The organism is Lactobacillus sp. CA30L, assembly GCF_059900845.1.
In genome coordinates this window covers 124,840-145,661 of record NZ_JBWXGB010000001.1, presented here as the reverse complement: position 1 = coordinate 145,661, position 20,822 = coordinate 124,840, and the positions used below count along the sequence as shown (strand labels likewise).

The window sequence follows — 20,822 nt, the reverse complement described above, 5'->3', positions numbered from 1 at the left end:
GTTTTTGCATTACTAATGCTTGATTACTTGATTTTTGCGCTGGCCAGCAGCTCTGCACGCTGGGCCAAGTTAACGTATAACTTGCCGCCACTGACCGACATGCCTTCGATCTCCCGACCGGTGTCGAATGAATAAGTATCCTTCAGCGTGCCGTCACGGCCGATCTTAAAGATCAGGTCGTTGAAGGCCAGGTAGAAGTTCTTGTTCTTGGTGTCGTAAGTGAAGCCTTGAACCGGCGCATTGTTATTGACAAAGTTGCCGTCGGTCTTGCCCACCAATTTTGGATACCAGTTGTCGCCGGTACGGGTTAGCTGCCAGTATTCGTAGCAGTTGTTATCGGTGTCGTGGTAGACGGCATACATCTCCTTATCGGAAACGATCACGCCGTTTTGGAAGTAGCGCGGGTTGGTCTCGTCGCCGACCCAGGTCTTGAACGTCCAAATCTTGTTGATCTGCAGGTCACTCTTGCGGATCTGAACCAATTCCATTGAATCAGTCGTTTGCTTCAGCGTGTTGTCGTTGTTCAAAATGTAGACGTAGTCGTCGCTGGCGCCCAGTGCCTGGCCGTGGCCAATCGGAATGTACGGGCTGACCTTGATGTTCGCAGCAAACTTGTTGAAATCCTTCTGCGACATGTCAAGCATGAGCTGGGCATCGAACGGGTTGGTAATCTTGCTCATGTCATAGCCCACAATGTGGCCGGAGGTCAGGTTCGTGTGACTGAGCAGACTCGTGTAAGCCCAGTTGTTTGATACCGTCACGCCTTCTGGAATGTGACCGACCCGGTTGATGTTGTCATCGCTAGGATCCTTTACGCTGAGCAGAACCGGCTGGTACAATCTTGTCTTCAAGGTCAAGTTGCCACTGGTTAAGGTGTGCTTTTCCGTTTCGGGAGTGTACTCGGTTGGGCTAATGTAGTTGATGGATGAACCGTAGTGGGTCTTCCACGTCTGGTGGTCGCTAGTTCCCGGTCTGGCCGTGATGGTGTTTACCGCATTCTGGTCGGCAATCCCTTCGGTCGTGCTCTTTCTTACCGTAATCTTGACCACTGCCTTGGCATCGCCATAGGTATACTTAATCTTGTAGGTCTTAGGCTTTGAGCAGTCGATATTTTCTTTTGAAACCTTGACCTGTTCATCCTGACTGTCAATCACCGTGCCCATAAAGTTGGTAACGTAAGAGATAGCATCACGGGTGGGAAAGGTGTAGTTTTCATTGCGCACCAGTGAGATGGTCTTGGGCACTGCGATTTGGTTTCTCGCAAAAAACTTCTCGTTGACGTAGCCAACCTGACGGCCATTAACGTAAATGCGCCAGTAGCGCTGCTTCTTGGTCTCAATCAGTTGGTCTGACTGGATGTGGCTGTACTGGAAGTTGATCCCATCGGCCACTTTCTTGTGCACCTTGCCGTTGGTAACGCTCTTCCACACCTTGTAGTTCTTGTTGCCAGCCACCTTGGTCATCATCGCGTAGCCGGTAACTACCTGCTTAGGCTTCTTTTTCTTAGGCATAGGCTGATCACTAGCATCATCCTGCCCCCCGTTATCAGCCGCTTCGTTGTCCGTTGCACCAGGCTTGTTTGCATCGGTCTTGCCGCTGTCACCCGTCTTGTTAGCGGGTGCCGCGTTTGCAGGCTGATTCGTGCTGTCCTGCCCCTGTGGCTGAGTGTTGTCTGAATCTGCCGCAACCGGTGTCGCCGATAGCTTGGCTGAAATCAGCAGGCCACCCAGCAGTGTCATCGAAATCGTCGCAAATTTTTTAAAACGCTTCAAAACATTTCCTCCAAATCAAAATTCTATATTGCTATTATATAATACGGATGCTGTAACAAAGAATACAAAATCAATACACTTTCATTGACAGCCTTTAGCGTAAGTGCTTTAATTAGCACTGTACTTATTAGAGTGCTAATTAAAAGAGAAACATAAATTTAGGAGGTAAAATATGCTTGTACCTACAGTTATTGAACAAACTGCCCGTGGCGAACGCGCTTATGACATTTATTCCCGGTTGTTGAAGGACCGCATTATCATGCTTAGTGGCGAAATCAACGATAATATGGCCAACTCAATCATTGCACAGCTGCTGTTCCTTGATGCTCAGGATAACACCAAGGACATTTCGCTTTACATTAATTCACCGGGTGGCGTGATCACTTCCGGTCTGGGCATAATGGACACCATGAACTTTATCAAGTCCGACGTCTCCACGATTGCTATCGGCATGGCTGCTTCAATGGCATCCATTCTTTTGACTAGTGGTGCCAAGGGCAAACGCTTTGCCCTGCCGAACTCCACCGTCTTGATTCACCAGCCGCTTGGTGGCGCGCAGGGCCAGCAAACCGACATTCAGATTGCAGCTAACGAAATCCTAAAGAACCGGGAAAAGATTAATGAAATCCTGCATGACACGACCGGTCAACCGCTGAAGAAGATTCAAAAAGACACTGAACGCGACAATTACATGACCGCCCAGGAAGCCAAGGACTACGGCCTAATTGACGAGATCATGGTCAACCAGAAGAAATAACCAAGCAGATTTAATCAGAATAAGGGTCTGGGAAATAAATTTTTCCAGACCCTTTATATGCGGTTAATTAAAAAAGGGTGGCGTGTTATCAGCGCACCCAGCCACCTAAAAGGTTTATGCCAATCTCAGAATCTAAGTACAATAAAGTTTCTATCCTTTGCTGTGCCTCTTATTCTGAAAGTTGGCCTGATAAATCAGGCAGTCAAACAGAATTATCAAACCGACGTTTAACAACAGGATAAAGAAGATCAGCAGCGGATGGTTCTGCTGCTTGTCCGTCCAATTCATTAAGCATTGCAACTCAAAATTGATTGCTGGACCCTGCATGATCAAGCAGTAGATCAGGTCGTTGCCGATTTGTTCAAGCAGCGTATTCCCCTCAATAACGATCCAGGCCGTGGCTATTATCGATATCAGGTAGCCGTTGACTGCCCATATTAAAAAGACGTAAGGCTCTCGATTAAATAAGGATATCCATATTGGACTTATTAAGATCAGGACGGCTCTTGTTATTTTGTTTTTCATTTGTTTTACCCTTTAAATTTTGCTTTTCTAACCAAGAAAGCGTAATTTCGGGGCATAACCCTTGCCGGTAGCCGGGAAGAAAAGCTTTTTTCCGCGGCCATACAGCACAAAGGCCGGAATACCCTTAATCTTGTCATCCTCTTTGAATGCTATCATCCACGCTTTGAGTTAAAAAGGTGCGTGGCAATATCATTGAGCATCATTTGCCGCTTTTATCACGCCCGCAGAAATCACTGCCGGCTGAATAATCGCGACTGCAAGCATTGACCACAATGAATTGCGCCCTTTTAAAACATAACTATTTCATGATAGACTAATTCAACTATTGCTAGTTAAATTAAATTATAAATTATTTATTATTAATTGTAAACATTATTTATTATTATTTTTTAATTTTTTGTTTTTATTCATCGGTAGTCGGCTTCTATTAATATCAAGCACAACAAACACGTCTTCATCAAATAGTTTTGCCAGTGCACAATTAAGCTAGGGGGAGTAATCCTGAAAAAAAGCAGTATTTTGCTAAGTCTAGTCATATTATTTTTTCCAATTAAGATCTGAAGCTTGAATCGACTACCATAATTTTTTTGTGACCCTGTGCTAATTATCTTGGCCACGTGGCGACCACTGTAGACTTCTTTAATTAGCCTAAGCGCCTGTGATTTTTGTTCGACGGTAACTTTAACCATAATAAAACCGCTAGATGGCTTGGAATCCAATCTAGCGGGTTTACTTCACCGATTGATTTAATTGTAGAACTATTATTATGACTTTGATTAAAAAGAGGCTAAACAGTGATATTATCACGAATACGTTTAGCCTCTTTTATTTTTGAATATGTAATTACTCTTGCTTTTTAATCAATCATGCCGTTAGTACTTTTCCCTCGTGATTGATACTGGTCTATAATTCCTAATTTCTTGAAAATTGTCTGTTTATAAGCAATTTCAGCATTCCATTCTACAGTCTCTAAAACTTCTGCGGCAGCATGCAAATCCGTTTCGGTAATCAAAATCCCGTGGCTATTGAGCAAAAAAATATTCTCCTTAGCATCATCGCCTAATTTAACCAGTTCATCGTGAACTAAATCTGCTAATTCTTTGCTACATGCTTCCCGATATGGTAAACATTTGATTTTTCCTAATGGAATATTAAATGATGTAATCTCTGTTAGATTAGGCATATCCTGTCCCATAGTAGCCCAAAACATGCTTTTAGGTGCATGCGAATGATAAACAACTTGAATACCACTATTTGCTTTATATGCACCTATATGCATATTTATTTCACGGGTCAATCGACCTTCTCCCGCTAACTTTTTACCGGTTTCCATATCAATAACAAGAATTTGCGAAGCACTTAATCTTGAGAACCACGCTTCTGACATAAACGTTGGCGTCATCAATAGATAATCATGATTTGCATAATATGTTTGTCCATCATAAGAAAAAGTTTCATCTGGAGTAATCTTGATTGAAATATTGCCGCCAGCAACATTAGTCATTTGGCGATTGAACATTTCTCGTGCTACTTCAGCAATGTCTTTTCTTTCATTTTCAAATGGCAATCTTTCTTTTGTAATATTATAGTTCTCTATCATTTTATTTTATCCTTTTCTATTTCTTTTTAATTGTTTACTTTTAGCACGTGCTTTTTGATATCTAATTTCCCTTTGTTGATTATACTTTGCAAAAATAACTGGATCTCCGTATTTTGCAATAAACAGACCAAATAAAGTTACACTTATACAACCCAAAATATTTTCTGTTACTATTGCTTGAATTGTCAGAATTACATTGATGAACAGCGCAAATGACCACCAAATTTTTGAATAAGCCTTAGAAAGGGAAGTTTTGTTTTTCATGTAAACACTTTCCTTCATAATCAGCCATTAAAATTGCTAAAATCTGTATTATCAATATCAGACAAATTGAATTTTCTTTTAAATTGGACATCTGACTTTCTTTTATGCACATTGGCAAAGTCTAGTCCGTCAATATTAGAAATTGTCCAACTATTATTTACCGGTTCTGCACTGTTCGATGAATCAAGCACAATACTTTCATCAACTAAATTCAGATTAGTGGCATAACGTTTACTTGGTAACGCTACTTTGTTTTGATCTTTATATAGCCAAATGAAAATTAGAAGCCAAACCAGTGCCGCAACAATGGCCCACCACTTACCATTAAAAGCCTGCGCAAAAAACAATCTAAAATCTGGTCCTTCAAAAGTTGACCAAGAGAGTTGCTGACCAGCACTCACATGAACTGCTCCCGTAGACTTCGCTAAATTAGTTATAACAGGCGCAAAATACGTAGCGCCATATAAGAACAATGGTGTAGTTATAATTCCCAAGGTAAGCATCCGCCACAAGTTAGCGCCAGTTAAGAGAAGCGCAGCAACTACGAATGATAAATTAATAATTCCTGCAAATGGCAAAACGGTATTTCCAGGTAAAAACATTGCCATAATTAACATAACGGGTACAAGAATAATAACAGTAACCCATAGCTCATTACGACCTGCAAGAATTGGCCAATCTAATCCAATGAAAACTTGACGACCCTTGAAATGCTTTTTCATCATATCGTTCATAGCACTCGCAATAGGATTCAAAGCCTCCATAAATAATTTAGAAATCATAGGAAACATTGTCATCGCTGCAGCGGCTTCGATTGCCAATTTTAATGAACCAGAAACAGAATATCCCGCTCCAAAGCCTAGCAAGACCCCAATAATTGCACCCATAACTGAATTATCTGCGAAAATACCAATTTTCTTTTGAATAGCATTAGCGTCCGCTGGCTTATTCATAATTGGAATGAAATCTAATAACTTATTCAGTGGCATTAAAACTACTGCAAATAATGTTATAAAGTGCGGAACAGTCACTCCAGGAATCCCGGTCATGTCCTCAATATGCCTTTGCCACATATCACCAGCTTTGAGCTCTAGAACAATTTGAATACCTGCAACAATAAATCCGTAAAATGCGTTATGTGTAAAATATAGCACAACAACATAGGTGAATATTTTATTCCAAACATTCCACATATCAACGTTCAATGTTTTCGTCCAGTTAAAAGTTAACATAACGAAATTAATTAATAGTAAAAATGGAAAGAATAGAAATGCGGCCTTGTATGACCACGTAATAGCTGCTACTCCTGGCCATCCCTGATCAATTGCGTTTAAACTCAAATGCAACATTTTTGACATGGCTTTAGCTGCAGGCGAAATTGAATCCGTCATGTAGTTGACAACCAACGTCATTCCACTAAAGGCAACACCCAAAGTTAAAGACGCCTTTACAGCCTTGCTTAACTTTAATCGTGCAATTATTGAAATTATGAACATAATCAAGGGTACAAAAACAGCAGCACCCAAATTTAAAACATAATTAACAATATTTTTTAGTATTTCCATTTGCATTCATCTCCTTTCTTTTAAGCCAGACTTTTCAAAGACATCATTGCATTAACAAGTTCCAAATATGTTTTGTCACCTTTGGATCCCGTTAAGATATCGACACCATTTATTTCAGGTATACCTTCTTTTTGACAAATACCATGAATTTCCGGAGTTGGTTTTGCCAGCCAAACATAGATATCGTAGTTTGATAAAACACTTGCCAATTGCTTAAAGTCTGTAGCCTCGACTTCTACCCCTCTAACTTGGTGCTTTTCCAAAAATGATTTCACAGAGCCAACGACTGTTTCACTAGTAGCAATTCCACTTCCACATGCAACGACAATTTTTAACATGATAATCTCCTTCAAAATCTATCAACTAAATACTTATATACTTTGGCTGGTTCATCTAGCCTTTTAAAGCCATCAACAAAATTTTTATCATTCATTAATTGCATAAACCGTTGCAGCAATTTAACCTGCAATTCTTGTTTTTCTTTAACAATTCCCAAAAAGAAGAAATTTCTGGTACTCATCTCCTCGTCAGTGCCCATCTGTTTCATAACAATTTCTTTTTTAGTTTTTACAACCGCAATAAAAGCTTTGTTAACATTTTCTGGATTTGCATGTGGCAAAGCTATGGGAAGATATTGCGTTTCTAATCCCGTAGGAAACTCATCCTCCCTTTTGCACAGAGCATCAAAATAGCTCGATTTCGTTACTCCAGATTCAGTAAGTTTCCGTGCAATTGTTTGATATAAATCATCTCTATCTGTAGCATCAACTCCTTCAAAAATTAATTCTTTTGTAAACAAGTCGGCATATTCACTCATCTTTTCCTCCTTTGTTCATTTGTTTGAACTTTTATGAACTTTTATTTTACACATAATATTATAAAACGCTTTCAATAGATTAGCAATAGTATTTATTTTTTATTGCAAAAATAAATAGTTCAAAAAAATTCAATCAAATAAGATATATAATATTTTTTTGCATGATAACTTGCTATTTAAATTTATTTAGTCGCTGTAAACGCTATAATTAAACATATCCAAACGAAAAAAAGAGAACCAATAAGGTTCACTCTCAGAAATTTAGGAGGAGTAATTTTGAATATATCTAAGGCCGATCGACTACAGAAAATAATTGAAATTTTAGCTCACAACAAGAGAATTAGTACTAATGTTCTACAAAAAGAACTTGGAATAAGCATTTCTACTTTACGAAGGGACCTTATTAGCCTCCAGGCCACTAATACAGTTCAGCGCACCCATGGATACGTTAGCTTGCTAGAAAATTCTAACGTTGAAATAGCATATGCAACTAGAAAAAGTGAAAATGTTACGATTAAAAACAAACTTTGTAAATATGCTGCAGAATTAATTACTGATGGTGCTGCAATTTTTCTTGACGGTTCGTCAACATTAACTTTTCTACCAAAATATTTTGCAGGAAAAAAAAATATTCATGTAATTACTAACAACATTAACATTGTTGACGAGGTTACGCAGCTTAAAAACATTGACTTATCAGTACTAGGGGGCCAAGTTTCCTACCGTTCTAACTCCATTCTAGGACCCAAAGCAATTGATGATTTAAATCATAATTATCGCCCAAATTTGACTTTTCTTTCATGTAGTTCCATTGACAGCAGAGGAATTTATATGGCTGATGAAAACCAAACTTTCATGAAAAGAGCTGCTATTAATCGTGCACAAAAAACTATTTTCTTGATTGATCACAGTAAATTTGGCAAAAACGACTATATCCTGCTTTCTGACTTTGAATCAGATAAAATTCAAACCATTATTACCGATAAAGTCCCCGCAAAAGACATAGTTAGAAGCATCGCCCATAGCGGAATTGAACTGATTGTTGCCTCAAGCCACTAAAAAAAGAACCCTTCACCAGTGAAGGATTCTTTTTTATTCGCCCAGGCTCTTGGCCAATTCATGCAGCTTCTGAAACCGGTGGTTGGCTCCCGACTTGGAAATGGGACCATCCGGCACCTGCTCGGCCACTTCTTTCAGCGACAATTCGGGGTTGGCAAGACGCAGACGGGCCAGACCCTGCAACTTTTCGGGAATATTGTCCAGGCCGATTTTGCGCTCAATCAGCTCAATGTCCTCAACCTGCTTGGCGGCCGCCGTTGCCGTCTTCTTAAGGTTGGCCGTGTCACAATTGACGAGGCGGTTGACCGAGTTGCGCATGTCGCGCATGATGCGCAGGTCTTCGAAGGCCAGCATGGCATTCAGGGCGCCGACAATGTGGAGAAAGTCGCCGATTTTTTCGGCTTCCTTAACGTAAACGATGTAGCCCCGCCGGCGCTTAGTGCTCTTGGCATTCAGGTTAAAGTAATGATTCATCAGTTCAAGCAGGTCATCGTTGTGGTCTTCGTAAGCCGAATAAACCTCAAGGTGATAGCGGCTCGTTGCGGGGTTATTGACGCTGCCGCTGGCCAGAAAAGCACCGCGCAAGTACGACATCGCCCCCTCGCGTGATGCGGTAATCCGCTTGGGAATCCTGGTAATGAGACCCGCGGACGGCGACAGTATTTCCAGGTTGGCCAATACTTCGCGCACGTGCGTCTGCAAACGTACCAGGTACTGGTTGTTCTTCTTCAGCTTCATCTTGCGCGACACGATTAGGAGCGGCTCAATCCGGTACGCGCTCTTGATCAGTGAGAAGATGCGCCGCGCAATCGCCGGGTTTTCGGTCGTGATATCCAGACTGAACTGGTGATCATGGTAGTTAAGCACGCCGTTCATACGCAGAAAGGCGGCCAGTTCCGCCTTGGCGTGCTCGGAATGAATCGGCAGCGCCGTAAGTTCCTTCTTCACCCCGCTAGCATAGCTTGCCATATCCGCTATTCCTTTCTGCGTGCCATCGCGGCGAAGGCCAGGTTGATAACCTCGCGCGCCACTTTTTTGCCGTCATGGAACACTAGTCCGCTGCGCTGATCAATGAAGTCGTCGGTGATCACGCGGCAGCCCTCTGCGCGCAAACCCGCGAAATCATTCTTAACCGGCTCCATGTACGCATCGTAGTCGCTGGGGTTGAACTTCCCCATGTCAATCTTGGCACCATTGACCAGGGTCGTGTCGATGTAGTGGCCGCCAAGGTGCTTGTTGATTACCGCCACGTGGTCCCGGTCCGAAAAGTGGTCGGTCTCGCCGAGCTGGGTCATGATGTTGCAGATGTAGATCACCTCTGCCCGGGTCTTACGGACGGCTTCGCCCAGATTGGGGATCATGAGGTTCGGCAGGATGGACGTAAACAGGCTGCCCGGACCCAAAACAACGGCATCGGCCTGCATGATTGCCGCCAAAACGGGGGCAACGGCTTCGGGTGCGGAATCTGAATTGGTATTGGTAACCCAGATGCGCTTGATGCGCTTGTCCATATCGGTGATTTCCTTTTCACCAGACTGAACGGTGCCATCGATAAACTCGGCGTTCAAGGTCAGGGGTTCATTGGACGCCGGATACACATGGCCGTCCACGTTCATCATTTGGGACAGTGACTGGACGGCGTCAAAAATATTGCCGTGCATCTCATTGAGGGCCGCAATAACCAGGTTGCCAATCGCATGGCCTGAAAAAAAGGAGTCCGATGAATCAAAGCGGTACTGAAAGATGTCTTTTGCTTCTTGGGAAATATTGCTCAAGGAAACAAGGACGTTGCGAATGTCACCAGGCGGAACCACGTTAATGAAGTTGCGAATCGAGCCCGACGAGCCCCCATCATCAGATACGGCCACAATTGCTGTTATTTCGGCATCCTTGTCCTTTAGTGCATTTAGCACTACGGGCAAGCCCGTGCCGCCACCAATTACAACTACCCGTGGCCGCTTGCCGGTGGCGGCTCTGCCCGTTTTGTTATTCTTATAAACCATTTTTTCACCTTTTCTTCGTATACCGGCTAATTTCGCGGTGCGTGATATCAACTGCGTAATTCTGGGCTAGATCATGGGCTAGCTGCTGGGCGATTGCTACGCTGCGGTGCTGGCCGCCCGTGCAGCCAATGGCAATCGTCAACTTGCTCTTTCCCTCTTTGATATAGCCAGGCAGCGCACTCTGGATGAGATCAAGCAGCTTCCGGTAGAAAGTCACCGTTTCTTTTTTATCCATAACATAGTCAAAGACGCGCTTGTCCAGTCCCGTAAACGGGCGCAGTTCCGGAATATAAAAGGGGTTGGGCAAAAAGCGGACATCCATCACGATGTCGGCATCGATCGGCATCCCGTACTTAAAACCAAAAGACATCACTTCGATTGCAAACTCCTGCTTTTGCTTGCCGCTGAACTCCGCGATGAGCTTTTGCTTTAGCTCCTTGGAACTCAATTCGGAAGTGTCAATGATGTCGTTTGCCCGATTCTTAATGCCCGTCAAGATCTGCCGTTCGTTCTTAATACTGTCAAGGAGCCGGCCGCCAGAACCAAGCGGGGGCACCCGGCGCGTTTCCTTGTAACGGGCAACCAGGGTATCATCAGATGCATTTAAAAACACAATACGAGTCTGGACGCTGCCATTGTCCTCGAGCGAATTCACTTCATCGAGCAGGTCCTTATAGAAACTCTTGATTCGCAAGTCCAGCACCACGGCCACCTTCGTGAAGTCATCCGAATCAACAATTAAACTCCAGAAGCTTGGAAGCAGCGTCGGAGGCAAATTATCAACGACAAAGTAGCCCATATCTTCGAGCGCATGTGCGGCCACGGTCTTGCCTGCACCACTCATCCCCGTCACAATCAACAACTGTTTTTTATCATCAGCCATATTGCCAGCCTCCCATTACAAAAATTATAACATACCGGGCGTTTCACAACTTTTTTATGCAAAGTTTATGCAAAAAAAAAGCTCTTTACGAACTTTTATTATTGCTTTATTATCTTTGCCTAGCGGTTGACGAAGGCTGCCACAATTTCGTTTAGCCCAAAAATAAGCAGCCAAAACGACACGAGCCAGATCAGCGTCAAGGCGGACAAGGCAGGATTGAACATCAGACTGACCGCAATCAGCAATCCGAGTACATTCAATATTATGTTCATCCACGAGTAGATGCTGGAAACGTTGCGCAGGTGCCACGAAAAGATGATCCCCGAGATTGAGTCAAACAGAAACCAGAAGGCAAACAGGTACGCAATCGTGAGGCCACCAGCATCGTATGAATAAAGAAACATGATGCCGATGAGAATATCCAAAACCCCCGAAACAATTGACAACCAGCTGTTCGGTATCAAGTAGCGGAAGCGGCTGTAAATCGCCAGCCAAACAAATCCCTGCACAATCGACAGAATGGCAAACAGCAGCACAAACGCGTGCAGAGCCGTACCGGGATGACGGATTAAGAATAAGCCGGCAACTATCATTAATACACCGGAAATGAAGGCGGCCCAGTTAAAGCCCCGCTTCTCCCCGAAACTAAAATTATCCATCTTTTTTCCTCCTTGTGGACTATTTTACTCTTTATCCAAATTAAATGAATACTATTGGATTGAATTCTTAGTTGCACGCCTGGTGAGAGCCGTATCCCGCTCGAGAATCGGCTTAAGGTACTGCCCGGTGTAGCTCTTTTTGACGGTAGCGAGCTGCTCCGGGGTACCCGTGGCAACAACTTCGCCGCCTCCTTCACCGCCTTCAGGTCCCATGTCGATGAGCCAGTCCGCATTTTTAATCACGTCCAGGTTGTGCTCAATCACCAAAACGGTATTGCCCTGGTCAACAAGCCGCTGCAGAACCTCAAGCAAGCGCTTGATGTCATCCGTATGCAGACCAGTGGTCGGCTCGTCCAGGATGTAAAAATTATTGCCCGTTGACAGCTTTTGCAGTTCCGCAGCCAGCTTCATTCGTTGGGCCTCGCCGCCGGACAGCGTCGTGGCCGACTGGCCCAGCTTGACGTAGCCCAGACCAACGTCAACAATCGTCTGCAGCTTGCGGGCAATCTTGGGGATGTTCTTGAAAAAGTCGCAGGATTCGCTAATGGTCATATCCAGGACCTGCGCAATATTTTTCTTGCGGTAAGTGACTTCCATCGTTTCCGAGTTGTAGCGGCTGCCGTGGCAGACCTCGCATGGCACATAAACGTCGGGCAAAAAGTTCATTTCGATCTTGATAATGCCATCGCCGTGGCAGGCCTCGCAGCGGCCGCCCTTGACATTGAAGGAGAAGCGGGCCTTAGTGTAACCCCGCAGCTTGGCCTCGTTGGTCTGGGCAAAGAGCGCCCTGATATCGTCAAAAACGCCGGTGTAGGTGGCGGGGTTGCTGCGCGGCGTCCTGCCAATCGGGCTCTGGTCGATGTCGATGATCTTTTCGATGTTCTTGTAGCCCGTAATCGACTTGTACTTGCCCGGCTTCGTCTGGTTGCGGTTTAATTTTTGGGCCAGTGCCCGCTTCAGGATTGTGTTGACCAGCGTCGACTTGCCGGAGCCAGAAACGCCCGACACCACTACAAACTTGCCGAGCGGAAAGTCCACCTTGAGGTTCTTCAGGTTATTTTCGGCCGCACCCTTCACGGTAATTTTCTTGCCGCTGCCCTTGCGCCGCTTCAGCGGCACCGGCACAAACTTTTTACCGGCCAGGTACTGCCCCGTCAGTGACCGAGCACTTTTTTCAACTTCCTGCGGACTGCCAGCTGCCATCACCTCGCCGCCATTCGCGCCCGCACCGGGACCCATGTCGATCAGGTAATCAGCCTGCTTCATCGTCTCGTCATCGTGCTCAACCACAATCAGGGAGTTGCCCAGATCGCGCATCCGCTTAAGGGCCGCAATCAGGCGGTCATTATCGCGCTGGTGCAGCCCGATGGACGGTTCATCAAGCACGTACATAACGCCCGACAAGTTGGAACCAATCTGCGTGGCTAGCCGTATCCGCTGGGCCTCGCCGCCCGACAGGGTATTGGCCGACCGCGACAGCGTCAGGTAATCGAGTCCGACGCTGTTTAAAAAGTTTAAGCGGTCCCGCACTTCCTTTAAGATCGGCTTGGCAATAGCGGTCTCCTGTTCATTGAGGTCAATCTTGCCAAAGAAGTCGAGTGCACGGTTGATGGGCAATTCCGATGCTTCCGCAATGTCTCTGCCCATCACCTTGACGGCTAGCGCCTTGCGGTTCAGCCTTTTACCGTGGCACGTGGCACACGTGAGCTCCGTCATGTACTTGCCCATTGCATCCCGCATGAACTTCGACATCGGGTGCAAGTAGCGCCGCTCCACGTTGTCCATCACGCCTTCGAAGGGCGCAGTGGCATCGTTCACGCCAAAGTCGCCGGTAACGTGGAACTTGATTTTCTTGTCAGAGCCGTGCAAAATCGTCATCTGCTGCTTGGCTGTCAGCTTGTTAAAGGGCTTGTCGAGTGGGATCTTGAGTGCCTCACAGGCCTGCTCTAGCATCGCAGTGTAATATTTGGAGTTTTTCCAGGGGACAAGCGCACCTGCAGCCAGCGTTTTGGCACGGTCAGGAACCACCAGGTCCTCGTCAACGGCCAGCTTGACGCCCAGTCCATCGCAGTCCGGACAGGCACCAAAGGGGGCATTGAAGGAAAAGAGCCGGGGCTCCATCTCGCCCACCGTGAACCCGCACTGGGGACAGGCGTAGTATTCCGAAAAGTTCAGCGTCTCACCGCCAATGACGTCAACGTTCATGTAGCCGTCCGACAGACGCAATGCGGCTTCGACCGAATCGAACAGCCGCGACCGGATACCATCCTTGACAATCAACCGGTCGACCACGATGTCGATTGTGTGCCGCTTGTTCTTATCGAGGTCAAAATCCTCGCCAATCTCGTGCATCTCGCCGTCAACAATCACGCGCACGTAACCGGCCCGCTGCACCCGCTTGAACACCTCCTTGTGCGCACCCCGCTTTGCCCTAATCACGGGGGCCAAGAGCTGAATCCGGCTGCGTTCTGGCAGGGCCAAGATGCGGTTAACCATCTGTTCAACCGACTGGCGTTCGATTGGCGTCCCGTCATTGGGACACAGCGGGTGCCCTACCCGGGCCCAGAGCAGACGCAGGTAGTCGTTGATTTCCGTGACCGTTCCAACCGTAGAGCGCGGATTGTGCGAGGTCGTCTTCTGGTCAATTGAAATGGCCGGATTCAGCCCGTCGATTGAATCGACGTCCGGCTTGTCCATCTGCCCCAAAAACTGCCGGGCATAACTCGACAGCGACTGCACATACCGCCTGCGTCCTTCCGCGTACAGCGTATCGAAGGCCAGCGAGCTCTTGCCCGAACCCGACAGGCCCGTAATTACAACTAACTTGTCCTTGGGAATCGACAGGCTAATATTCTTCAGGTTATGTTCCCGTGCACCACGGATAACAATTTTATCATTTACCATTTAGTGTTTTTCCCTTTTTCTTAATCGGTTTGCGCGTTGAACTTTCAAGTTCCATGATTGCGTCGCGCAGCGTGGCAGCACCTTCGAAGTCCAGCTTCTTGGCCGCATCCTGCATCTGCTTGCGCAGGTCTTTGATCATGTCTTTCTTCTGCTTGGCGGTTAATTCGTCGAAGTTCAGGTCGGCAAAACTGTCGCTATCAGCCACTTCCGCTACCTTGGTGGCAGAGATGACGTCCCGGATCGGTTTGACAATCGTCTGCGGCGTCATGCCGTGTTCCTCATTAAACTTAATTTGCAGCTTGCGCCTTCTCCTGGTTGCCTCAATGGCTTGGCGCATCGAGTCCGTGATCGTATCGGCGTACATGATGACCTCGCCGTGGGCGTTGCGCGCGGTCCGACCCATCGTTTGTACGAGCGGCCGGTAGGCACGCAAAAAGCCTTCCTTGTCCGCGTCGAGGATTGCGACCAGGGAAACCTCCGGGACGTCGATGCCCTCACGCAAGAGGTTGATCCCAATCAGGACATCATACTTGCCCAGGCGCAAATCCCGCAGGATCTGCATCCGTTCCAGCGTCTTAACGTCGGAGTGCAGGTACTGCACCTTGATGCCGAGGTCCTTGAGGTAGTCGGTCAGGTCTTCCGACATCTTTTTGGTTAAGGTCGTGACGAAAACACGCTCGTTGTTCTCAATGCGCTGGTTGATCTCGCCCACCAGGTCGTCAATCTGGCCCTCGACCGGCCGAACCTCTATTTGGGGGTCGAGCAGTCCGGTCGGCCTGATAATCTGCTCCACCTTGTGGTCGGTGCGGGCCAACTCGTAGTCGCCCGGCGTTGCCGACACGTACATAATCTGCCGGACGTGCTTTTCAAATTCCTCTAATTTAAGCGGCCGGTTATCAAGCGCAGAGGGCAAACGAAAGCCATAGTCGATCAACGTCTTCTTCCGGTTGCGGTCACCGTTGTACATTGCGCGAATCTCTGGCATCGTGGCGTGCGACTCGTCAATCAGAATCAAAAAGTCATCGGGGAAGAAGTCGAGCAGGGTATACGGCGGCTCGCCCTCCTTGCGCCCCTCCATGTGCCGTGAGTAATTTTCAATCCCGTTGGTGTAGCCGACCTCACCCATCATTTCCATGTCAAACGTGGTCCGCTGCTTGATCCGTTCGGCCTCAAGCAGCTTGCCCTGCCCCTCAAAATCCTTTACCTGGATTTTCATTTCCTGCGAAATAGCCTTGAGTGCCCGGCGCAGTTGCTCATCGTTGGTCATGAAGTGCGTTGCGGGAAACAGCGAGATGCTTTCCCGCTCCCCAATCACCTCGCCGGTCAGTGAGTCCACTTCAACGATACGGTCGATTTCATCGCCAAAAAACTCAATCCGGTAGGCGTGGTTGGAGTTGCCCGCCGGAAAGACTTCGACAACGTCTCCGCGTACGCGAAAACGTCCACGCTGGAAGTCAATATCGTTGCGGTCGTACTGGATGTTGACCAGGTTGCGCAATAAAACGTTCCTGCCGTAATCGTCGCCCTCATGGATGGTAATCACGCTGGCCGCATACTCATGCGGGTCCCCTAGCCCATAGATGCAGGACACGGACGCCACCACAATGACGTCGTTGCGCTCCATGAGGTCGCTAGTCGCCTGGTGGCGCAGCTGGTCAATCTCATCGTTGATCGCCGAGTCCTTTTCGATGTACGTGTCGGACTGGGGCACGTAGGCCTCGGGCTGGTAGTAGTCGTAGTATGAGACGAAGTAGTCAACCGCATTGTGCGGGAAAAACTCCTTGAATTCACCGTAGAGCTGCCCCACGAGGGTCTTGTTATGCGAAATCACCAGCGTCGGCTTGTTCAGCCGGGCAATAACGTTGGCCATCGTGAAGGTCTTGCCCGTCCCCGTGGCCCCCTCAAGGATCTGTTCCTTATAACCCTTTTTAAAACCAGCCGTCAGTTGATCGATTGCCTGTTTCTGGTCGCCCGCCGGCTTAAACTTGGACACAAGTTCAAATTTGCGTTTATCTTGTCTTTTAATCATAGATTCGCTCCTCGTAAAAAAGTTGGACGAAAAGTCCAACTTTTAATTCACAGGTATATTTTACTCCACCGAACGTATTTTCGCACATTATTTGCTTTACCTGAGCAGCTGCGCCAGAGCATCCTGGTAGCCGGCCGCGGCCGCCATCGCGGTTTTGATGTCGGGCTTGTTGACGCCAACGTAAACCTTAATAACCGGTTCGGTGCCAGACGGGCGCAGCGCAAGCCAGGTTTCGTCTTCGAGGTAATACTTCAGGACATTCGACTTCGGCAGGCCAGCAAGGGGCGTTTCCTGCCCCGCCGCCGTTTCCACTTGGGTCCAAAAGTCCTGCGTCTTGACTACCTTGACGCCGGCAACCGCGTCTAAGTGCCTGCTGCGCAAGTTGGCCATGAGTGCCACCATCTTCTTCTGGCCGCCGATGCCGGGCATCTCAACCGCCCGCGTAATTTCGTAGGACGTGCCGTACTTTTGCCAAATTTCCTGGAGGCCGTCAAGAACGGTCATGCCACGGGATGCATAGTAAGCTGCCACCTCGGCAAACATAAGCGCGCCCTGCATCGCATCCTTGTCGCGCGCGAAGGGCTTGAAGAGGTAGCCGTAGCTTTCCTCGAACCCCATCAAAAATTTGCCGTCGTGCTCCTTGTTCATGCGGTCGATTTCCTCGCCGATAAACTTGAATCCGGTAAGAACGGACTTGGTTTTGATGCCGAAAGCGCGTGCAATCTTAAGTGGCATGCTGCTGGAAACCACCGAGGTAACGAGCTCAAAGTCAGCACTCAGCCGGCCGCTATTTTTCAGGTTAACCAGCAGGTAGTAAATCATGAGGGTCGCAATCTGGTTCCCCGTCAAGACCTGAAAACTGCCGTCCTTCGTCCTGACGCACGCGCCCATGCGGTCGGCATCGGGATCCGTTGCGATAATCAGATCTGCCCCCTTGGCATCGGCGAGTTCAATGCCCGGGTCAAAGACGTCGCGGTATTCCGGGTTTGGCTTTTTGGTCGTCGGAAATTCGGGATCAACGATGGACTGGCTCGGTACGGGGATGACGTTGGTAAAACCGCCCCGTCTAAACGCGCGCTCATAGAGCATCTTGCCCGTGCCGTGGAGTGGCGTGTAGATTAGCGTTAGGCGGTCCGCGTTTTCCCTGATTAACTGGTGGTTGACATTGACGGTTTTTAATTCGTCCAGGTAGGCTTCATCAAGATCCTCGCCGATCAGCTGCAGAATTCCCTGAGCGCGGAGGCGCTCAACGGGAGCAGCCTCAACGCCAAAGATGTCGTCCACCTTTTGCATGTAGTCAAAAACCCGGTCCGCATTTTCCGGTCCCATCTGGGCCCCATCCGCGCCGTAAACCTTGTAGCCGTTATACTGCTTGGCGTTATGGGAAGCGGTGATATTGATGCCGGCGTAAGTGTGCAGGTGGCGGACCGCGTAAGACAATTCTGGGGTTGGGCGCAGGTCATCGAAGAGGTAAACGTGAATGCCGTGTGCACCCAGAACCCGGGCTGCATGCTCGGCAAAGTCGCGCGAATGGTAACGGGAATCAAAAGAAATCACCACGCCGCGCCTTTGCGCCTGGGCGCCTTCTTCATCGATCAGACGGGCGAGACCCTCGGTAACGCGGCCAACCGTAAACAGGTTAATCCGGTTGGTGCCCGGTTCAAGCCTTCCCCGCATTCCCGCGGTGCCAAAGTTGATGTCCTGCCCGAACGCATCCTCAATCCACTGGTGGTCTTGCCCTAATTCAGCCAGCTGGTCCCGCAGGTAATCGGGCATGTGCGGTGCTTGCTGCCATTTTCGAAAAATTTCTTCTGCGCTCATGGAGCTTAGTCCTCGATTCTATCGTAAAATTATTGTGCTATTTCATTTTGATAACTCTTATTCTAGCATTTATCGATCGCGCTATCTGCAAAATAAAAAAGAATTCAGCCTTCAAACTGAGTTCTTTAATTATTCTTTATTAATCATTTAGTTCCTGCAGGTAGTTGTAAGCCTCCTGGCCAGCAATGCTGCCATCACCGACGGCATTGGCAATCTGGCGCAGGTCCTTGGCCCGAACGTCACCGAGTGCAAAAATGCCGCTGACCTTCGTCTTCATGTGCTCATCGGTCGGTATCCAGCCCTTTTCATCGGTGATGCCTAACTCCTTGAAGGGAGCGGTCTGCGGGATCACGCCGACGTAAATAAAGACGCCGTGCGTTGCCAGCTTCTTTTCTTCGCCCGTTTCCTTATCCTTGTAGGTAACACCGGTCACCCGCTTGCCGTCGCCATCAATTGACTCGGTCAGGCCGTTCCAAATGAAGTGCATCTTCTCGTTCGCAAAGGCGCGCTTCTGCAGTGTCGGCTGGGCACGCAGCTGGTCGCGCCGGTGGATCACCGTCACTGACTTCGCGCTCTGGGCGAGGTAAATCCCCTCTTCAATTGCGGAGTCGCCCCCGCCGATAACCGTGATGTCCTCATCCTTGAAGAAAGCAGCGTCACAGACGGCACAGTAGGAAACGCCCTTGCCCGAATATTCCTCCTCGCCGGGAACGCCCAGGTGACTGTGGTCAGCACCGGTGGCAATGATCAGTGCCGGCGCACTATATTCACCCGTATCGGTCTTGACAATCTTATCGGTGCCGTCTACCGTCACCGACTGCACGTCACCGTACTCAAACTCGGTGCCGAAGCGCATGATTGAGTTATACATCTTTTCGCCGAGTTCCGGCCCCTTAATCTCGCTGAACCCCGGGTAGTTGTCAATTGCATCCGTATTATTCATCTGACCGCCGTAAAGACCACGGTCAAGGAGCAAAACTGCCAAGTTGGCCCGGGAAGCATATAAGGCCGCGGTTAATCCACCGGGTCCTGCACCAATGATGATTACGTCATATTTTTTTGTCATGTTTTTCTCCCTGTATCATTCTTATTTTTAGTAAGTAAATAATACTATAACCCTGGACTAAAGTCTAATTTCCTGTTTGGGACTTCTGCCCATCATCCGCGTAATCTCGTCATCAACGTTGGCACCTTTATACATAACGCGGTAAATCGCTTCGCTGATTGGCATGTCAATCTGCTTTTCCTGACACAACTCGTGAACCGCCTTGACGGTAGTAGCGCCTTCGACCACCTGCCCCATGTTCTTGAGCACGTAGTCCAGGCTCTTGCCCTCGCCGAGCTGCTTGCCACAGCGCCAATTGCGCGAGTTGACCGAGGTGCAGGTCACAATCAAATCGCCGATGCCCGCAAGACCGCTGAAGGTCAGCGGCTTGGCCCCAAAATAATTGACGCCCAGGCGCGTTATTTCGGCTAAGCCCCGGGTCATCAGTGCCGCCTTGGCGTCATCACCGTAGTGCTTGCCCACCAGGATGCCGGCTGCAATCGCAATCACGTTTTTGACCGCACCGGCCACCTCGACTCCCACCAGGTCGTTGTTGGTGTACAGGCGGAAGTAGTCATTGCAAAAAAGCTCCTGCACCCGCCGCGCGTTTTCCATGCTGGTTGAAGCACAGGAAATGGCGGTAAGGTCTTTTTCGGCAACGCTTTCCGCGTGACTTGGACCAGAAATTGCCACAATCTGGTCCGGATTGGCGGGATAGAGCTCTTCTTCCAGGATCTCCGAGATTAGTTTCTTAGAGCCCGGTTCGATTCCCTTCGTGGCTGTCACGATCAGCGGCTTTTGCCCGCTTTTTGCCATGACCGCAGCCACATTCTGGGCAACGCTGCGAATGGCCTGCGTAGGCAAAACGAAGAGGACAATTGCTGCCCCATCCAGTGCCTGACGCAGGTCGCTTGTCGCCCGGGCCGCCGTATTGATGCTCCAATTCCTCATGTAGTGGGTGTTTGTGTGGTGCTCGTTAATTTCACGGACAACCTTTTCATTGTTGCCAAAAAGCACAACCTCGTTACCGTTGTCGGCAAGCATCGAACCCAAAACAGTGCCCCATGATCCGGCTCCTAAAACTGCAATTTTTACCATTTTCTTCCCGTCTCTCTTTCA

At 48.1% G+C, this 20,822-nt stretch carries 19 protein-coding genes; 2 read left to right on the top strand and 17 right to left on the bottom strand.

Features of this window, described 5'->3' with window-relative positions; genetic code table 11:
* Positions 1-23 precede the first annotated feature (23 nt).
* Positions 24-1,772 carry an SH3-like domain-containing protein gene (locus AC2JF8_RS00715; protein WP_500729340.1) on the bottom strand — a complete coding sequence of 583 codons (1,749 nt, stop codon included), beginning with the start codon at positions 1,770-1,772 and terminating at the stop codon, positions 24-26.
* Between the two features lie 172 nt (positions 1,773-1,944).
* On the opposite strand from AC2JF8_RS00715, the gene clpP reads away from it, so the two are divergent.
* On the top strand, positions 1,945-2,529 hold the full coding sequence (gene clpP / locus AC2JF8_RS00710) for an ATP-dependent Clp endopeptidase proteolytic subunit ClpP (protein ID WP_500729339.1): 585 nt from the start codon (positions 1,945-1,947) through the stop codon (positions 2,527-2,529).
* A 150-nt stretch (positions 2,530-2,679) separates the two neighbouring features.
* Here the strand turns inward: clpP and AC2JF8_RS00705 are convergent, their stop codons facing one another.
* The 7 genes from AC2JF8_RS00705 to AC2JF8_RS00675 all read right to left on the bottom strand — a co-directional run bounded on the left by AC2JF8_RS00705 (position 2,680) and on the right by AC2JF8_RS00675 (position 7,300).
* A complete protein-coding gene (locus tag AC2JF8_RS00705; RefSeq protein WP_500760253.1) occupies positions 2,680-3,054 on the bottom strand; it encodes a hypothetical protein in 375 nt (124 codons plus the stop codon).
* 27 nt (positions 3,055-3,081) lie between these two features.
* Positions 3,082-3,210, bottom strand: a complete 129-nt coding sequence (locus AC2JF8_RS00700; RefSeq protein WP_500760250.1) for a hypothetical protein — start codon at positions 3,208-3,210, stop codon at positions 3,082-3,084.
* Between the two features lie 700 nt (positions 3,211-3,910).
* Entirely contained in the window at positions 3,911-4,654 is a 744-nt protein-coding gene (locus AC2JF8_RS00695; RefSeq protein ID WP_500729337.1) for a class II aldolase/adducin family protein, read from the bottom strand.
* 6 nt (positions 4,655-4,660) lie between these two features.
* Complete coding sequence (locus AC2JF8_RS00690) at positions 4,661-4,918, bottom strand: hypothetical protein (RefSeq protein ID WP_500729336.1); 258 nt, start codon at positions 4,916-4,918, stop codon at positions 4,661-4,663.
* Between the two features lie 20 nt (positions 4,919-4,938).
* Entirely contained in the window at positions 4,939-6,483 is a 1,545-nt protein-coding gene (locus tag AC2JF8_RS00685) for a PTS galactitol transporter subunit IIC (RefSeq protein ID WP_500729362.1), read from the bottom strand.
* 20 nt (positions 6,484-6,503) lie between these two features.
* Positions 6,504-6,821 (bottom strand): PTS sugar transporter subunit IIB, encoded by a 318-nt coding sequence (locus tag AC2JF8_RS00680; RefSeq protein WP_500760247.1) that lies wholly within the window; start codon positions 6,819-6,821, stop codon positions 6,504-6,506.
* 11 nt (positions 6,822-6,832) lie between these two features.
* Positions 6,833-7,300, bottom strand: a complete 468-nt coding sequence (locus AC2JF8_RS00675; protein WP_500729334.1) for a PTS sugar transporter subunit IIA — start codon at positions 7,298-7,300, stop codon at positions 6,833-6,835.
* A 276-nt stretch (positions 7,301-7,576) separates the two neighbouring features.
* Here AC2JF8_RS00675 and AC2JF8_RS00670 point away from each other — a divergent pair, with 276 nt between their 5' ends.
* A complete protein-coding gene (locus AC2JF8_RS00670; protein WP_500729333.1) occupies positions 7,577-8,359 on the top strand; it encodes a DeoR/GlpR family DNA-binding transcription regulator in 783 nt (260 codons plus the stop codon).
* 33 nt (positions 8,360-8,392) lie between these two features.
* On the opposite strand, the gene whiA is transcribed toward AC2JF8_RS00670, so the two are convergent.
* The 9 genes from whiA to AC2JF8_RS00625 form a co-directional block, all read right to left on the bottom strand.
* On the bottom strand, positions 8,393-9,328 hold the full coding sequence (gene whiA, locus AC2JF8_RS00665; RefSeq protein WP_500729332.1) for a DNA-binding protein WhiA: 936 nt from the start codon (positions 9,326-9,328) through the stop codon (positions 8,393-8,395).
* Between the two features lie 5 nt (positions 9,329-9,333).
* Positions 9,334-10,362: a gluconeogenesis factor YvcK family protein gene (locus AC2JF8_RS00660; protein WP_500729331.1), complete on the bottom strand. Its 1,029-nt coding sequence runs from the start codon at positions 10,360-10,362 to the stop codon at positions 9,334-9,336.
* A 4-nt stretch (positions 10,363-10,366) separates the two neighbouring features.
* Positions 10,367-11,245 carry an RNase adapter RapZ gene (rapZ, locus tag AC2JF8_RS00655; RefSeq protein ID WP_500729330.1) on the bottom strand — a complete coding sequence of 293 codons (879 nt, stop codon included), beginning with the start codon at positions 11,243-11,245 and terminating at the stop codon, positions 10,367-10,369.
* 119 nt (positions 11,246-11,364) lie between these two features.
* Positions 11,365-11,904, bottom strand: coding sequence for an HdeD family acid-resistance protein (locus AC2JF8_RS00650; RefSeq protein ID WP_500729329.1), 540 nt, complete (start codon positions 11,902-11,904; stop codon positions 11,365-11,367).
* Between the two features lie 51 nt (positions 11,905-11,955).
* Positions 11,956-14,808 carry an excinuclease ABC subunit UvrA gene (gene uvrA / locus AC2JF8_RS00645; RefSeq protein WP_500760244.1) on the bottom strand — a complete coding sequence of 951 codons (2,853 nt, stop codon included), beginning with the start codon at positions 14,806-14,808 and terminating at the stop codon, positions 11,956-11,958.
* Complete coding sequence (gene uvrB / locus AC2JF8_RS00640; RefSeq protein ID WP_500760243.1) at positions 14,798-16,837, bottom strand: excinuclease ABC subunit UvrB; 2,040 nt, start codon at positions 16,835-16,837, stop codon at positions 14,798-14,800. The genes uvrA and uvrB overlap by 11 nt, the downstream gene beginning before the upstream one ends.
* 96 nt (positions 16,838-16,933) lie before the next feature.
* Entirely contained in the window at positions 16,934-18,658 is a 1,725-nt protein-coding gene (locus AC2JF8_RS00635; RefSeq protein ID WP_500760241.1) for a phospho-sugar mutase, read from the bottom strand.
* A gap of 139 nt (positions 18,659-18,797) precedes the next feature.
* Complete coding sequence (gene trxB, locus AC2JF8_RS00630; RefSeq protein ID WP_500729325.1) at positions 18,798-19,724, bottom strand: thioredoxin-disulfide reductase; 927 nt, start codon at positions 19,722-19,724, stop codon at positions 18,798-18,800.
* Between the two features lie 57 nt (positions 19,725-19,781).
* Complete coding sequence (locus tag AC2JF8_RS00625; RefSeq protein ID WP_500760238.1) at positions 19,782-20,801, bottom strand: NAD(P)H-dependent glycerol-3-phosphate dehydrogenase; 1,020 nt, start codon at positions 20,799-20,801, stop codon at positions 19,782-19,784.
* Positions 20,802-20,822: the final 21 nt, after the last annotated feature.

Bases quoted from the DNA above. Each gene is read 5' to 3' on its own strand.
- trxB (WP_500729325.1), bottom strand. From the start codon at position 19,724: ATGACAAAAAAATATGACGTAATCATCATTGGTGCAGGACCCGGTGGA.
- whiA (WP_500729332.1), bottom strand. From the start codon at position 9,328: ATGGCAAGCTATGCTAGCGGGGTGAAGAAGGAACTTACGGCGCTGCCG.
- AC2JF8_RS00705 (WP_500760253.1), bottom strand. From the start codon at position 3,054: ATGAAAAACAAAATAACAAGAGCCGTCCTGATCTTAATAAGTCCAATA.
- uvrA (WP_500760244.1), bottom strand. From the start codon at position 14,808: ATGGTAAATGATAAAATTGTTATCCGTGGTGCACGGGAACATAACCTG.
- AC2JF8_RS00650 (WP_500729329.1), bottom strand. From the start codon at position 11,904: ATGGATAATTTTAGTTTCGGGGAGAAGCGGGGCTTTAACTGGGCCGCC.
- rapZ (WP_500729330.1), bottom strand. From the start codon at position 11,245: ATGGCTGATGATAAAAAACAGTTGTTGATTGTGACGGGGATGAGTGGT.
- AC2JF8_RS00635 (WP_500760241.1), bottom strand. From the start codon at position 18,658: ATGAGCGCAGAAGAAATTTTTCGAAAATGGCAGCAAGCACCGCACATG.
- uvrB (WP_500760243.1), bottom strand. From the start codon at position 16,837: ATGATTAAAAGACAAGATAAACGCAAATTTGAACTTGTGTCCAAGTTT.
- AC2JF8_RS00625 (WP_500760238.1), bottom strand. From the start codon at position 20,801: ATGGTAAAAATTGCAGTTTTAGGAGCCGGATCATGGGGCACTGTTTTG.
- AC2JF8_RS00690 (WP_500729336.1), bottom strand. From the start codon at position 4,918: ATGAAAAACAAAACTTCCCTTTCTAAGGCTTATTCAAAAATTTGGTGG.
- clpP (WP_500729339.1), top strand. From the start codon at position 1,945: ATGCTTGTACCTACAGTTATTGAACAAACTGCCCGTGGCGAACGCGCT.
- AC2JF8_RS00675 (WP_500729334.1), bottom strand. From the start codon at position 7,300: ATGAGTGAATATGCCGACTTGTTTACAAAAGAATTAATTTTTGAAGGA.
- AC2JF8_RS00695 (WP_500729337.1), bottom strand. From the start codon at position 4,654: ATGATAGAGAACTATAATATTACAAAAGAAAGATTGCCATTTGAAAAT.
- AC2JF8_RS00685 (WP_500729362.1), bottom strand. From the start codon at position 6,483: ATGGAAATACTAAAAAATATTGTTAATTATGTTTTAAATTTGGGTGCT.
- AC2JF8_RS00660 (WP_500729331.1), bottom strand. From the start codon at position 10,362: ATGGTTTATAAGAATAACAAAACGGGCAGAGCCGCCACCGGCAAGCGG.
- AC2JF8_RS00680 (WP_500760247.1), bottom strand. From the start codon at position 6,821: ATGTTAAAAATTGTCGTTGCATGTGGAAGTGGAATTGCTACTAGTGAA.
- AC2JF8_RS00700 (WP_500760250.1), bottom strand. From the start codon at position 3,210: ATGATAGCATTCAAAGAGGATGACAAGATTAAGGGTATTCCGGCCTTT.